The 14017-nt window shown below is 70.7% G+C and carries 12 protein-coding genes (1 of these 12 only partly in view); 5 read left to right on the forward strand and 7 right to left on the reverse strand.

The genetic code is table 11. The features are described from left to right. Window positions 1–26: 26 nt before the first annotated feature. Window positions 27–1361 (reverse strand): M20/M25/M40 family metallo-hydrolase, encoded by a 1335-nt coding sequence (locus DEIGR_RS15455; RefSeq protein ID WP_058978434.1) that lies wholly within the window; start codon window positions 1359–1361, stop codon window positions 27–29. 216 nt (window positions 1362–1577) lie between these two features. Here DEIGR_RS15455 and DEIGR_RS15460 point away from each other — a divergent pair, with 216 nt between their 5' ends. Next, on the forward strand, window positions 1578–2591 hold the full coding sequence (locus tag DEIGR_RS15460) for a LacI family DNA-binding transcriptional regulator (protein ID WP_058978435.1): 1014 nt from the start codon (window positions 1578–1580) through the stop codon (window positions 2589–2591). A gap of 126 nt (window positions 2592–2717) precedes the next feature. Next, a complete protein-coding gene (locus tag DEIGR_RS15465; RefSeq protein WP_058978436.1) occupies window positions 2718–6221 on the forward strand; it encodes a glycosyl hydrolase in 3504 nt (1167 codons plus the stop codon). A gap of 60 nt (window positions 6222–6281) precedes the next feature. Here the strand turns inward: DEIGR_RS15465 and DEIGR_RS15470 are convergent, their stop codons facing one another. The 3 genes from DEIGR_RS15470 to DEIGR_RS15475 form a co-directional block, all read right to left on the reverse strand. After that, entirely contained in the window at window positions 6282–6791 is a 510-nt protein-coding gene (locus tag DEIGR_RS15470; RefSeq protein WP_083524025.1) for a transposase, read from the reverse strand. Continuing rightward, window positions 6767–7171: a transposase gene (locus DEIGR_RS19820; protein ID WP_083524026.1), complete on the reverse strand. Its 405-nt coding sequence runs from the start codon at window positions 7169–7171 to the stop codon at window positions 6767–6769. Before DEIGR_RS19820 ends, DEIGR_RS15470 begins: the two co-directional genes overlap by 25 nt. Window positions 7172–7530: 359 nt before the next feature. Beyond that, complete coding sequence (locus DEIGR_RS15475; RefSeq protein ID WP_058978437.1) at window positions 7531–8352, reverse strand: SDR family NAD(P)-dependent oxidoreductase; 822 nt, start codon at window positions 8350–8352, stop codon at window positions 7531–7533. Between the two features lie 133 nt (window positions 8353–8485). Between DEIGR_RS15475 and DEIGR_RS15480 the strand changes: the two genes are divergently transcribed. Continuing rightward, window positions 8486–9142 (forward strand): TetR family transcriptional regulator, encoded by a 657-nt coding sequence (locus DEIGR_RS15480; RefSeq protein WP_058978438.1) that lies wholly within the window; start codon window positions 8486–8488, stop codon window positions 9140–9142. A 40-nt stretch (window positions 9143–9182) separates the two neighbouring features. Here the strand turns inward: DEIGR_RS15480 and galE are convergent, their stop codons facing one another. Further along, entirely contained in the window at window positions 9183–10175 is a 993-nt protein-coding gene (gene galE, locus DEIGR_RS15485; RefSeq protein ID WP_058978439.1) for a UDP-glucose 4-epimerase GalE, read from the reverse strand. Window positions 10176–10195: 20 nt separating this feature from the next. Then, a complete protein-coding gene (locus tag DEIGR_RS15490) occupies window positions 10196–11308 on the reverse strand; it encodes a LacI family DNA-binding transcriptional regulator (RefSeq protein ID WP_058978440.1) in 1113 nt (370 codons plus the stop codon). Between the two features lie 82 nt (window positions 11309–11390). Between DEIGR_RS15490 and DEIGR_RS15495 the strand changes: the two genes are divergently transcribed. Then, window positions 11391–12572: an MFS transporter gene (locus tag DEIGR_RS15495; RefSeq protein ID WP_058978441.1), complete on the forward strand. Its 1182-nt coding sequence runs from the start codon at window positions 11391–11393 to the stop codon at window positions 12570–12572. Window positions 12573–12574: 2 nt separating this feature from the next. Here the strand turns inward: DEIGR_RS15495 and DEIGR_RS15500 are convergent, their stop codons facing one another. Next, entirely contained in the window at window positions 12575–13801 is a 1227-nt protein-coding gene (locus DEIGR_RS15500; protein WP_058978442.1) for a citrate synthase, read from the reverse strand. A gap of 70 nt (window positions 13802–13871) precedes the next feature. Between DEIGR_RS15500 and DEIGR_RS15505 the strand changes: the two genes are divergently transcribed. Next, window positions 13872–14017, forward strand: partial view of a beta/alpha barrel domain-containing protein gene (locus DEIGR_RS15505; RefSeq protein WP_058978443.1) — the start only. 1195 nt of this gene lie beyond the right edge of the window; the window shows 146 of its 1341 coding nt (coding positions 1–146); its start codon is at window positions 13872–13874; its stop codon lies off the right edge, out of view.

Below are 14017 nucleotides of genomic sequence, written 5' to 3' on the forward strand. Positions count from 1 at the left end.
AGAGCCCAGAGCTCACAGCCCGCGCTTTACCCGTCGGCGAGGGCGGCCATGAGCGCGGCGGCGTAGCGGACGCCGTTTTCGAAGTCGCGGCGGAGGATGTTCTCGTTGGGGGCGTGGACGCGTCCGCCGATGTTGCCGATGCCGAGGGCGATGACGGGCGCGCCGACGTGCTGCATGAAGGGGTGCATGGGGCCGCTGCCGCCGCTGCTGGGGTTGAGGATGGGGTCGTGTCCGTGGACGTCACGGGCGACCTGCACGGCCGTTTTCACGAAGGGGTGGTTGAGGTCGCTGCGGGCGGGGTGCTGGTGGCTTTCGAGTTCGACGATCTCGATGTCGCTGAAGCCCTGCGTGTCGAGGTGGGCGCGCAGCAGGTCCACGATGCGGTCCGGGTGCTGGTCCGGCACGAGCCGGAAGTCGAGTTTCACCATGCCTTCGGCCGGGAGGACCGTCTTGCTGCCCTGCCCCTCGTAGCCGCCGTGGAAGCCGTTGACGTTCACGACGGGTTTGAGGTTCAGGCGGGTGTGGTACTCGCCCCTGTCCCCCAGGGTGCGGGTCACGTCGTAGGTGTCCCGCAGCGCCTCGCCGGTGCCGGGCAGGGCGGCGATGGCGTCCAGGTCGGCCTGGCTGGGGGGGCGGACGTCGTCGTGGAAGCCGGGGATCAGGACGGTGCCGTCGGGGCCGCGCAGGGAGGCGACAGCGGCGGCCAGTCGCCACAGGGGGTTGTCCACGACGGCGCCGTTGCTGCTGTGCAGGTCGCTCGCGGCGACCCGGCAGCGGAGTTCCACGCAGATGATGCCCTTCAGGCCCGCGTACAGCACGGGGCGGCCCTCGGGGGTGATGCTGCCGAATTCCCACCAGACGCCGTCGGCTTTCAGTTCGGCGGCGTGCGCCTCGATGAACGCTTCGAGGCTGGGGCTGCCGACCTCTTCCTCGCCCTCGATGAGCCACTTGACCTTCAGGGGCAGGCCGCCGCGCTGCTCCCTCAGGGCGCGCAGTCCGGCGAGGCGGGAGACGAGTTCGCCCTTGTCGTCGCTGGCGCCGCGCCCATACAGGCGGCCGTCCCGTTCGGTCAGGGTGAAGGGCGGCGTGTCCCAGAGTTCGGCGGGGTCCTCGGGCTGCACGTCGTAGTGGTTGTAGATCAAGAGCGTGAAGGGCCCCTCGCCCGCTTCGGCCAGGAGGATCGGGGCGACCTGTCCGGGGTACTCGCGGACGGTGAAGCCCTCGGCTTCCAGCAGGGTCTGCACGGCCCGGGCGGCGTCCGGGAGGTGGCGGCCCTGGGCGGAGACGCTGGGAATGGCGACGAGGTCGGCGAGGTCGCGCAGGCCGCGCTCGATGTGGGCCGTGAGGTCGGGTGGGGTCATCCCTGGCAGCGTACGGGAATCCGGGGCGGCGCGCGTGCGTCATCTGGCGGGTGTCCGGCCGAGCGGACGGCGTGGGGGGACAGCGCCAGCATTTGACAACGTTTTCAGTTCGGGGGTACGCTCTGGGTACAGCTCACAGTTCACCCGTCGGTTCGCCCCGCACCCGAGCGGCTCAGGCGGTCCGCACCGTATCCTGCCCGCAAGGAGCCCCACGTCATGACCCGGAACGTCACCATCAGAGACATCGCGCGCGAGGCCGGCGTGTCGATCAGCACGGTCTCCCGCGCCCTGAACGGGCAGGTGCCGGTCGCGCCCGACAAGCGGCAGCGCGTGCTGGACGCCACCCGCCGCCTGGGCTACGAACCGAACGCCGCCGCGCAGGGTCTCGTGCGCGGGCGCACCATGACGGTGGGCGTGCTGACGCAGGACATCGCCAGTCCCTTCTACAGCGAGGTCTCGCGCGGCATCGACGCCGGACTGGCGGGCAGTGGGTACCAGCCGATCTTCGTGAACGGCCACTGGGAGATCCAGGACGAGGCGGCGGCCATCACGGCCCTGACGCGGCGGCAGGTGGACGCCGTGATCGTCCTGGGTGGCCGCCTGGACGCGCGGCAGCTCCGCGACCTGCACGCGCGGGTGCCGCTGGTCGTGGTGGGACGGCAGGTGCCGGGCCTGGACGACGCCTGCCTGAGCGTGGACAACGTGCAGGGCGCGTTCCTGGCGACCACGCACCTGATCCAGCTGGGGCACCGCCGGATCGCGCACGTGGCAGGCATCCCGTCGCAGCGGGACGCGGTGGACCGCCTGGAAGGGTACCGGCTGGCGCTGGCGGAGGCGGGCGTGCCCTTCGACCCGGCGCTGGTGTTCGAGGGGAATTTCAACGAGGCGAGCGGCATTCAGGCGGTCGAGCACTGGCTGGGGCGCGCGGCGCAGTTCTCGGCGGTGTTCGCGGCGAACGACCAGATGGCGTACGGGGTGGGGCTGGGCCTGTACCGGCGCGGCATGCGCGTCCCGGAGGACGTGTCGCTGGTGGGCTTCGACGATCTGCCCGCGTCGCAGTTCACGCTGCCGCCCCTGACGACCGTGCACCACCCGGCGCGGGAGATGGGCGAACTGGCGGCCCGGCATCTGCTCGCGCGCCTGAACGACCCCGGGGCACCCGCCGAGCTGCCGCAGTTGCCGATCACCCTGAGCGTGCGGGAGTCCGTGCGTTTCGCCCGTTCCCCCTGAGCCTGGATCACCGTCCCCTGGAGCCCTGCCTGCCCATGACCTGACCGCCTTCCCCGACTGGTTCCTCACATCCTGCAAACGTTTTCTACTGACGGCCCGCCCTGCGCTGCCGTCCGGAGGTCTTTCATGTCGCACGTCCGTTCCCCCCTGCCCGCCCTGCTGTGCCTGACCGCCCTCCTGAGCGCCTGCGGCCGCGCCCCCGACTCCACGCCCGCCGCGGCCCCGCCCACGCTGGGCGCGCTGGACTACGGCACGAGCGCCCCTCCGGGCAGCAAGGGCGGCCCCACGAACACCAGCGGCGCGCTGCTGAGCCCCGCCTGGACGGCGAACGCCGCCGCGAAGGGCAAACCGCCCACCAACGAGTTCTGGTCGTCGATCATCTTCAAACGCAACGCCGGGAACGCGTACAGCGAGAACATGTTCGCCCATCCCCTCGCGCTGCACGCCGCGGCGGGCGGGCTGGAGGTCGGGTACCCCAAGGCCATGCAGATCGTGGGCGCACCGGGCCTGGAGAAGTACCAGTACCCCTTCGCGCCGGACTTCACGCTGGGCGTGTCGGGCCTGAACTCACCCGACACGAAGACCGACGACTGGGGCGACTGGACGACCACCGCCGCCTGGAGCGACGGCACCCGCAGCCTGAAAGCCACCTTCGGGCACGGCCTGCCGTTCGTGTACGCCACGAAGACCGGCGGGAACGCGCAGGTGACGTTCATCGCCGCGCCGACCGTCTGGTCGAACCAGGGCAACGTGCTGGGCGTCACCGTGAACGGCCACCACTACGGCGTGTTCGCCCCCACCGGCGCGACCTGGACGGTCAGTGGCACGACCGCCACGAGCACGCTGGCCGGGAAGGACTACTACTCGGTGGCGGCGCTGCCGGACAACTCGGTCGCCACGCTGAACGACTTCAGGACGTACGCCTACACCTTCGTGACGGGCAGTCAGGTCAGCTGGGCGTACAACGCCGCCACTGCCACCCTGACGAGCACGTACGCCCTGACCACCGCCGCGAAGGAGGGCGCGGCCAGCGGGTCGGTCATGGCGCTGTACCCGCACCAGTGGATGAATTCCGGCAGCGTGAACACCGCCTACACGTACGTGTCGCCGCGCGGGCAGATGAAGGTCGCCAGGGGGGTCAGCAGCTTCACGACCACCCAGAAGTTCCAGGGCGTCCTGCCGTACTTCCCGGACAACGGCGCGGCGAACACCCTGAACAAGACGCAACTGGCGGCGTACGTGAACGAGGCGAACACCAGTGCCACCCTGAACCCCACCGGGGACTCGTACTGGGTGGGCAAGGGCCTGGGCAAACTGGCCGAACTGGTGCCGCTGGCGGGTCAGGTGGGGAACTCGGCGGCGCAGACGGCGTTCCTGGACGCCATCCAGCGCACCCTGCAGGACTGGCTGGACGGACAGGGCAGCAACTACTTCGCGTACAACTCGGCGTGGGGCACCCTCATCGGCTACCCGCAGGGGTACGGCAGCGAGGAGGAACTGAACGACCACCACTTCCACTGGGGGTACTTCATCAAGGCCGCCGCGACCCTCGCGCAGTACCGCCCGACCTGGGTGAGCGGCGCCACCCCGCAGGGCCGCACCTGGGGCGCGAGCATCAACGACCTGATCATGGACGCCGCCAACCCGACGACCAACACGAGCCAGTTCCCGCGCATCCGGAATTTCGACCCGTACGCCGGGCATTCCTGGGCGGCCGGGCACGCGGGCTTCGCCGCCGGGAACAACCAGGAGTCCAGCAGCGAGGACATGAACTTCGCCGCCGCGCTGGTCAACTGGGGCGCACTGACCGGGAACAGCGCCGTGCGTGACCTGGGCATCTACCTGTACACCACCGAGACGACCGCCATCGAGCAGTACTGGTTCAACCAGACTGGCCAGGTGTTCCCCGCCGGGTTCGGCAAGCCCGCCGTGGGCATGGTGTGGGGGGACGGCGGCGCGTACTCCACGTGGTTCAGCGGGGAGAAGGAAGCCATCCAGGGCATCAACCTGCTGCCCATCACGGCGGCCAGCGCGTACCTGGGGCGTAACCCGGCGTACCTGAAGACGAACTACGACTTCCTGGGCCGCGAACCGAACAGCTGGAAGGACATCTTCTGGAGCACCTACGCGTTCTATGACGCGGCGGGCGCCCTGGCGAAATTCGGCAGCGGGGCGTACACCCCGGAGGACGGCGAGACGAAGGCGCACACGTACCAGTACCTGCACAGCCTGAACGCCATGGGTCAGGTGGACACGGGCGTCACGGCGGACATCCCGAACTACGCGGTGTTCAGGAAGGGCGCGGCCCGCACGTACGTGGCGTTCAACCCCACGGTGGGCGCGATCACGGTGACGTTCTCGGACGGGAAGACCCTCAGCGTTCCGGCGCGGCAGGTGGTGTCCTCGCAGGGAGGCACCACCCCGCCGCCCACGTGCTCTGCGGACACGACCGCGCCCGGCGTGCCCGGCGCCCTGAGCGGCAGCGGCGTCACGAGCAGCAGCGTCACGCTGTCCTGGGGCGCGGCGAGCGACAACTGCGGCGTGAGCAGCTACGAGGTGTTCCAGAACGGCACGCTGAAGGCCACCGTGACCGGCACCAGTGCGGCCGTCAGCGGCCTGAATGCCAGCACCGCGTACACCTTCAGGGTGCGTGCCAGGGACGCCGCCGGGAACGTGGGCGCGTTCACGGGTGACCTGAGCGTCACGACGCAGGCGGCCAGTACCGCCGCGACCCTGCCGGGCACCGTGACGAGCAGTGGCGGCGCGATCGCCAACGGCACCAGCCGGGCGTTCCCGGTGAACGTCACGTCCGCCGGGACGTACCGCCTGTCCGTCACGAGCACCAGCAGCCTGAACAGCCGCCTGATCAACGTGGCCTTCAATGGAACGAACTACGACCTGGCGGTGGACGCGGGCAAGACGGTGATCGCGGACTTCCCGAACGTCACGACCGGCGCGAAGAGCATCACGGTCACCGCCAAGAGCGACGGCGTGACCCTGGGCGCGATCAGCGGCGCGAACCTCAGCGCGCCCACCGATCCCTGCGCGGCGGACACGACCGCCCCCGGCACGCCCGGCACTCTGACCAGCCCCTCAAAGACGAGTTCCAGCGTGAACCTCACCTGGGGCGCGGCGAGCGACAACTGCGGCGTCGGCAGCTACGAGGTCTACCAGAACGGCACGCTGAAGACCACGGTGACCGGCACGAGCGCTGCAGTCAGCGGCCTGAGCGCGAACACCGCCTACACCTTCAAGGTGCGCGCCAGGGACAGCGCCGGGAACGTCGGCGCGTTCACGGGCGACCTGAGCGTCACCACGGCGAGCGGCGCGACCGCCGTGCCCGGCGTGGTGACCACGGGCGTCGGCGTGATCGCCAGCGGGGCCAGCCGCTCGTACGACCTGAGCCTGAGCGCGACCCGCAACGTGCGCCTGCTCATCACGAACGCCAGCAGCGCCAGCAGCAGCGCGTTCACCGTGACCTTCAACGGCACGAGCGTCCCGCTGTCCATCGGCGCCGGGCAGACGATCCCCGTGGACTTCGCCGGGGTAGGCGCCGGGACGAAGACCGTGACCCTCACCGCGAACAGCGCCGGGGTGAACCTGGGCAAACTGGAAGCCACCACGTACTGACAGCAGAGTTCAGAGGTATTGCGGGTGTCCCTCGATACCTCTGAGAGGCTGTCTGGAAAGTCATTTTCGAGCTGGTGACGGCTGTTCACCAGCGAACGCCGCGAGTCTGCGAATCATAAGCCGAACAAACGACACAACGATGAACGCCGCCGTTGTACTCGGCAGCAGGTCATACTCCCGGTTCAAGCGACGATCAAACGACAACCACGCGAAGCTCCGCTCCACCACCCACCGCTTGCGCAGCACCTTGAACGTCCGATACCCCCTGAACGTCTTGATCTGTTCCTCCGTCAATTCCTGTCCCACAGGCAGCCAATACCTTCGGGTGTTGGCATCCGCACGCCGTACCACTTCCACGCTGAACCCCAGAGTGGTCTTCACCCACGCCTCCCACGGCCCGGCATACCCTCCATCCACGAACAGATGGAGTGACCACTGCGGCTGCGACAGGTGCACCTGTCGCAGCAACACCTTCCCACCCTCGCGGTCGCTGATGTTCGCTGCCGTGACGGTGACACCCAGCAACAACCCCTGCGTATCCACGATCAGGTGATGCTTTCGTCCGTTGATCTTCTTGCCCCCGTCGTACCCTCTGACCCCCCTTTTTGGGAGGTCCTCACACTTCGGGAATCCACGACGCCCGCCGTTGGGCGGGCGTTGCGGCCCATGGCCGTTCGAGTCTGGGTGCGCAGCGCGTCATTGACGCGCAGCCAGACGCCATCGAGCTTCCACTGCCGGAAGTAGCTGTACACCGTCTTCCAGTGCGGAAAATCGGCAGGCAACATGCGCCAGGACACGCCGCCACGTGTGATGTAGAAGATGGCATCAACGACATCCCGGCGATGGATGCGTGCTGGACGTCCGCCTGGTTGAGGCGCGGGAATCAGTGGGCAGAGGATGGCCCATTCAGCGTCACTGGTATCGCTGGGGTAGTGTCGGTGCCGAGTCATAAAAAACAGTACGCTGTTTTCGACACCACTCCCTCAACCCTCTTTCCAGACAGCCTCTGATACGGATTCCGTTTATTTCGTTGACAGATCGGAACGCCACCGATCTGCCAACTCCACGTCCGGAATCCGTTTCTCTCCCACTCGCTCCGCTCCGATTGAACGGCTTTGTAAGCCATGCAATCGGAGTCCGTATGAATCGAGCGAAGCGAGCACCTGAGGAAAACAGCGGTTGGAAGTGGAGTTGGAGGGCGTGCTGTTGGCCCTTTAATGAAACTGAAAACCGCTGTGAATGACATACGGACCGCCCCGCCCTCACGGAATCAGGAGGGGCGGGGCGGTCTGTATGGCTCAGCGCGGGCTCAGTGCTGGCCCTGGATGCGGCGGATCAGCGGGGGCAGGACGCGCCGGGGCAGCAGGCGGGGCAGCAGCGTCTGGAGGCGGTTGACGGTCCCGATGACGTGCACGGCCTCGCCGCGCAGCATGGCGGTCACGGCCTGCGCGGCGACCTCGCGGGCGGGGAGGATCGCGGCGCGGGTCAGGCGGTCGCGCAGCAGGCGGCTGCCGCCCATGTTCGCGGCGGCCTGGAAGCCGGTCTCGACGGGGCCGGGGCAGGCGGCGGTGACGCTGACGCCGGTGCCGCGCAGTTCCTCGTGCAGGGCCTCGCTGAAGCTCAGGACGTAGGCCTTGGTGGCGTAGTACACGGCCATCAGCGGCCCCGGGAGGAACGCGGCGGTGCTGGCGATGTTCAGCACGCGGCCCCGGCCCCGGGCGCGCATGCCGCTCAGGTACGCGTGGGTGAGTTCGGTCAGGTCGGTGATGTTCACCTGGATCATGTCGAGCTGCTTCTGGACGTCCAGTTCGCTGAATTCGCCGTAGTCGGCGAAGCCTGCGTTGTTCACGAGGATGTCCACGTTCAGGTTCAGGGCCTGGGTGCGCTTCAGGAGGTCGTGGGCGGCGTGGGGCCGGGTGAGGTCCTGCGGGAGGACGTGGACCTGCACGCTGTGCCGGGCGCGGAGGGTGTCGGCCAGGGCGTTCAGCGGTCCCTCGCTGCGGGCGACGAGGATCAGGTGGCTGCCGCGCGCGGCGAGTGCCATGGCGATCTGTTCGCCGATGCCGCTGCTGGCGCCGGTGATCAGCGCGGTGCTGGGGGCAGGCCGGTTCTTGGGGGCGGGCTGGGTCATGGGGGCTCCTCTGGCGGAACGCCTAAGCGACCGCCGGTAAGTAGAGATTAGTTACCCATGGTCAGTCTGTCAAGAGTCAACAGGCGTAATCTCCCGCGAACACCCACGGCAGGCCTTCGGTTATAATTAACCTATGGTTACCCAAGTGCGCGCCCGCAGCGACGTTGCAAAGCAGGAACGCCGCGCGCAGATCCTCACTGCCACCCGAACCCTGTGGCACACCCACCGCTACCCCGACCTCACCCTGAACGCCATCGCCGAACAGGTCCACCTCACCAAGGCCGCCCTGTTCGCGTACTTCCCCAGCAAGGAAGACCTGTTCCTCAGCCTGTACGAGACCCTGCTCGACGAGTTCTTCCACGACCTGAACCGCCACCTCGACCTGGGCGGCACCCACACCCCCGCCACGCTGGCCCGCACCCTGGGCAGCCTCACCCTGGCCCATCCGGACCTCGCCCGGCTGATCCCGCTCCTGGCGGGCATCCTGGAACACAACATCAGCGCCGAACGCGCCCACGCCCACAAGACCCGCGTCGCGGCGCACCTGAACGCCACCGCGCCCCGGCTCCAGCGCGCGCTGCCTGGGCTGCGCGGCGACGCCCCCGCCCGCCTGCTGACGTACACCCAGGCGCTCATCGCGGGCCTGCAACCCATGAGCGACCCCTCGCCCGCCGTGCGCGAGGCCCTGCGCGACTCCCCGCTGGGCGCGCTGCACCTCAGCCTGGACACCGCGCTGCCCGACGCCCTGACCGCCCTGATCACCGGCCTGACCACCGCACCGGAGGCATAAAACAGGGAGGGGCCCACACCTCCCCCTGACCTCTTTCAGTTCATTTTTTGAAGTCGTGTGGGTGACCCTTGTGCCAGTTCCAGGCGGTCTGCACGATGTCCTTGAGGTCCGTGAACTGCGGCTTGAAGCCGAGTTCCTCGCGGATGCGGGTGGCGTCCGCCACGAGGCGGGGCGGGTCCCCGGCGCGGCGGGGGGCGAGTTCGCGGTTCAGGGGCGTGCCGACGACCTCGTCCACGGTGTCGAGCACCTCCTTGACGCTGAAGCCGTGGCCCAGGCCCACGTTGAAGGTGCCGTCACGGCGCTGCCCACTCAGCAGGGCCTCCACGGCGAGGACGTGCGCATCGGCGAGGTCCTGCACGTGCACGTAGTCGCGGATGCAGGTGCCGTCGGGGGTGGGGTAGTCGTCGCCGAAGATCAGCATCTTCTCGCGCTGGCCCAGGGCGGTCAGGGCGGCCATCTCGATCAGGTGGCTCTTGCCCGCGTGCGCCTCGCCGATGTCACCCTCGGGCGCGGCGCCGCACACGTTGAAGTACCGCAGCACCGTGTACGGCAGGCCGTGCGCCGTGTGGAAGGCGTGGATCATGTGCTCGGTCATGAGTTTCGTCTCGCCGTACACGCTCTCGGGCTGCATGGCGGCGTTCTCGGGGATGGGCACGAGGTCGGTGGTGCCGTACACGGCGGCCGTGGAGGAGAACACCAGCGGGATCTTGCGGGTCTCCACGATGCCCTGCAGCAGGTTCAGGCTGCCGACGACGTTGTTGCGGTAGTAGCGGGCCGGGGCGCGCATACTCTCCCCCACCTCGATCAGCGCGGCGAAGTGGATGACGGCGTCGGGCTGGTGGGCGTTCAGCGCCGCGCGCACGGCGTCCGCGTCCAGCAGGTCGCCGCGCACCAGGGGCACGTCGGCGGGCAGGGCCTCGGCGTGCCCGCTGGACAGGTTGTCGAACACGACGACCTCATGCCCGGCGCGGCGCAGCTGCCGCACCGTGTGAGACCCGATGTACCCCGCGCCGCCCACGACCAGAATCTTCATGGGCGCCAGCGTAGCGCGCTTCAGGCGCCTGGGGCGGCGGTTGGTCTGGGTGGGGCGGTGCTGCCGCGCACGACCAGCCGGGTCGGAAGGGTGACCGGGGCGGGTACCTGCCCGTCCAGCAGGGCGAGGATGGCCGCGCCGACCGCCGCGCCCTTATCCGGGGTGGGCTGCCACACGGTCGTGAGGTTCAGCGCGCCGGAGCTGGGCAGATCGTCGTAGCCGATCACGCTGAGGTCGCCGGGGACGCTCAGGCCGAGGGTGGCGGCGGCCCGCAGCGCCCCCTGCGCGAGGACGTCACTCATGCACACGACGCCCGTGACCTCCGGGTGGGCGCGCAGCAGATCCAGGGTCAGGGCCTCGCCGTCGGCGGGGGTGTTCTGCCCGGCCTCCATAAGGTGCAGCGCGGCGTCCGGGTGATTGGCCGTGGCGGCGCGGTAACCGCGGATGCGCTGCGCGGTGGTGCGGTACGCGACCTGCGCCTCGCGCGCGGGGCTGACCGGGCCGGGGTGGCGGTCCCCGGCGAGTTCCAGGCACAGCGCGCCCAGCTGCCGGTGCCCCAGGGCCAGCAGGTGCGCGGCGGCGGCCTGCGCGCCCCCGGCGTCGTCGATGCCCACGTGGGCGCTGCCCGCCTGCGGGTCCTGATCGACGAGCACGGTGGGCAGGGCGCGGTCCAGCACGGCGCGCAGCAGCGGGCTGCCCTCGGCGGCGCAGTACACGATGAAGCCGTCCACGCTGGCGTTCCGGACGGCCAGGGTGGCGTCGGCCTGCGGGTCGTGCGGCGCGGCGAGCAGCAGGACGTTCAGGTCGCGGTCGTGAACGGCGCGGGTGACGCTGCCGAGGAACAGCGCGGCGGCCGGGTCGGCGAAGGCGTAATCCAGCGGCGCGTCGTACACGACGCCGAGCACGCCGGTGCGGCCCCGGCGCAGGCTGCGGGCCAGGGGGTCGGGGCCCTGGTAGCCCAGGTCGCGGGCGGCGGCCAGGATGCGGCCCCGCAGGTCCTCGCTGAGCTGGTCCGGGCGGTTGTAGGCGTTGCTGACGGTGGCGACGCTGACGCCCAGCGTGCGTGCCACGTCCCGCAGGGTGGGTCGGCTGGCGGCGCGCGGCCCGGTGGGGACTGGCTTGGCGGGGGGCATGTCCTGATGGTAGCGTATGGACACCCGATCTGAAACGATTCAGATCCGACCCGTACCTCCCCCACCCCCCGAGGTCCCACCCATGACCACCGCCGCCCCCGCCACCACCCCCCAGCCCCACGCCGAAGCCGCCCGCCGCGCCCTGAACACCGTCTTCATGGTGAACGGCGCCGTGTTCGCCACCTGGGCCGTGAACATCCCCGGCGTGCGCGACGGGCTGAGCCTCACCCCCGCGCAGATCGGCGTGGCCCTGCTCGCCAGCGGCATCGGCGCCGTGATCAGCATGAGCCTCGTGGGCCGCTGGATCGCCCGCTGGGGCAGCGCGCCCGTCACCCGCGTCGCCACCGTGCTGTTCCTCCTCAGCCTGCTGCTGCCCGTCCTCGCGCCCAGCCTCCCCGCCCTGATCGCCGCGCTGGCGATCCTGGGCGCCACGAACGGCGTCATGGACGTCGCCATGAACGCCCAGGGCGTCACGGTCGAACGCACCCTGGGCCGCCCGATCATGAGCCGCCTGCACGCCTACTTCAGCCTGGGCAGCCTGCTCGGCGCTGGGGCCGGCAGCCTCCTGATCGGCCGCGTGTCCATCCCCCTGCACGCCGGTCTCGTGGTCGCCACGACCCTCCTGCTGGCCGCCGTCACGCTGCGCCTCCTGATCCCCGACCCCGCCGGGGACACCCCGCAGCAGGGCACCCAGACCACCGCCACCCCAGCGGGCCCGGTGCTGACCCTCCCGGTGCTGCTGCTGGGCCTGCTGTGCTTCCTGGGCATGCTCGCCGAGGGTGCCAACTACGACTGGGCCGCGCTGTACTTCCGCGACGTCCTGAACGTCCCCGGCGGCGCCGCCGGACTCGGCTACGCCGCGTTCGTGGCCACCATGACCCTGGGCCGCTGGTTCGGCGACCTGGGCCGCGCCCGCCTCGGCGACGAACAGATCGTCCGCATCGGCTCCCTGGTCACCGCCGTCGGCCTCGCCGTGGCGCTGCTGTGGCGCGACCCGGTGCCCGCCACGCTCGGCTTCGCCCTCTCGGGCCTGGGCCTGAGCAACGTCGTGCCCGTCATGTACGGCACCGCCGGGCACGCCCTCGCCGGGCGCGGCATCGCCGCCGTCGCCGCCATCGGATACGGCGGGTTCCTGCTCGGACCGCCCGCCATCGGCTTCGTCGCCGACCACGTCGGCCTCGGCTGGGCGCTCGGCATCGCCCTGGGCAGCGCCGCGCTGATCACCCTGCTCGGCGGACGCGCCTTCGCGCTGATCCGCCGCTGACTTCAGGCCGGGCCGACGTAGCGGGCGCGGGGGCGGATGAACTGCCCCCCGGCGCGGGTTTCCAGGGCGTGGGCCAGCCAGCCCGTCACGCGGGCCAGCGCGAACAGCGTGACGGCGTCCCCGGCGGGGCGGCCCAGCACGAGGGTCAGCGCGGCCAGCGCCAGGTCCACGTTGGGCGGCTCGGCGGTGTCCCCCGCGTGCGCGTGGATGACCGCGTGGGTGGCGCGCGTGACGGGATGCCCGGGGAACTGCGCCTCCAGGGCGTCCAGCAGCGCGCGGGCGCGCGGGTCGCCGTGCGGGTAGAGGGCGTGCCCGAAGCCGGGTGCGTGCCCGGCGCGGCGGGTGGCGTCGCGCAGGGCGGCGCGGGCGTCACCGTTCAGGGCGGCACTCAGGAGGTCGTGGGCGTGCAGGGCGCCCAGTCCGTGCCGGGGTCCCTGCAGGGCACTCAGCGCCGCCAGGGTGCAGTGGGCGAGGCTGGCGCCGCCGCTGGCCGTGACGCGGGCGGTGAAGGCGCTGACGTTCAGTTCGTGGTCGGCCAGGAGGATCAGCGCGCGGCGCAGCAGGTCCGCGCCGTCCGGGCGGCCGCAGGTGCGGGCCAGCCGGGCGTGCAGCGGCAGGTCGGGGGCGGGCGGCAGGCCGGCGTGCCGTTCGGCGGTGGCGTGCAGCAGCGTCAGGATGCGCGCGGCCTGCCGGGGGCCGCTTTCCGGGCGGGTGTCGAGGGCGTCCGGGTCGTGCGCGCCCGCGTACGTCAGCGCGTAGCCCAGGGCTTCCAGGGGCGTGTCGGCGCGCGGGTGGCGGCTGAGGTTCAGCCGGGCGCGCAGCGGCAGCGTGGGCCGCGTGCCGGGGTCACCGGTCCACAGCAGCGCGGCGACGTCCTCGACGGTGGCCGCATCGGCGAGGCTCAGCGCGTCCACGCCCCGGTAGGCCAGCGTGCCGTCCTCGATGCGGGTCAGGGCGCTGTCGAGGATGGGTGTCACGCCCCGCTGCGTTCCGGGGTGCAGGCCGTCGAGGCTGCCCTGCACGGCCGCCTGCACTCCGGCCTGCGGGTCGCGGCGGGTGGCCTGCCGCCCGGCGAGGGCCTGCACGTCGCCCGCGTCGTAGCGGCGCTGCCGGGTGCCGGGGGGGCCGGGGACGCTGCGGATCAGGCCGCGCGAGACGTAGGCGTACAGCGTGGCGGGTTTCACGCCCAGCTGCTCGCAGGCCTGCGCGGTCGTCAGGGAAGCCGTCATTCCTTCCAGCCTAACATTGATTCCAGAATCAAGATTGACGACATTGACGGCGCGGGACTAGCGTGCAGCCATGACCCAGGACGCCCCCGCTGTGCGTGACGTGCCGACACCCGACCTCTTCCCTGCCGCGTTCCCGGCGGACGCGTTCCCGCAGGTGGTCTGGGAGGACGGCGACCGCCCCGCCTCGCTGCCCGCGCAGGCCTGGACGACCGAGAC

Source organism: Deinococcus grandis (assembly GCF_001485435.1).
Classification (GTDB): Bacteria; Deinococcota; Deinococci; order Deinococcales; family Deinococcaceae; genus Deinococcus; species Deinococcus grandis.

Coding starts and splice junctions, on each gene's coding strand:
- DEIGR_RS15465 (WP_058978436.1), top strand. CDS start 2,718: ATGTCGCACGTCCGTTCCCCCCTGCCCGCCCTGCTGTGCCTGACCGCC.
- DEIGR_RS19820 (WP_083524026.1), bottom strand. CDS start 7,171: ATGACTCGGCACCGACACTACCCCAGCGATACCAGTGACGCTGAATGG.
- galE (WP_058978439.1), bottom strand. CDS start 10,175: ATGAAGATTCTGGTCGTGGGCGGCGCGGGGTACATCGGGTCTCACACG.
- DEIGR_RS15475 (WP_058978437.1), bottom strand. CDS start 8,352: ATGACCCAGCCCGCCCCCAAGAACCGGCCTGCCCCCAGCACCGCGCTG.
- DEIGR_RS15500 (WP_058978442.1), bottom strand. CDS start 13,801: ATGACGGCTTCCCTGACGACCGCGCAGGCCTGCGAGCAGCTGGGCGTG.
- DEIGR_RS15480 (WP_058978438.1), top strand. CDS start 8,486: ATGGTTACCCAAGTGCGCGCCCGCAGCGACGTTGCAAAGCAGGAACGC.
- DEIGR_RS15495 (WP_058978441.1), top strand. CDS start 11,391: ATGACCACCGCCGCCCCCGCCACCACCCCCCAGCCCCACGCCGAAGCC.
- DEIGR_RS15455 (WP_058978434.1), bottom strand. CDS start 1,361: ATGACCCCACCCGACCTCACGGCCCACATCGAGCGCGGCCTGCGCGAC.
- DEIGR_RS15490 (WP_058978440.1), bottom strand. CDS start 11,308: ATGCCCCCCGCCAAGCCAGTCCCCACCGGGCCGCGCGCCGCCAGCCGA.
- DEIGR_RS15460 (WP_058978435.1), top strand. CDS start 1,578: ATGACCCGGAACGTCACCATCAGAGACATCGCGCGCGAGGCCGGCGTG.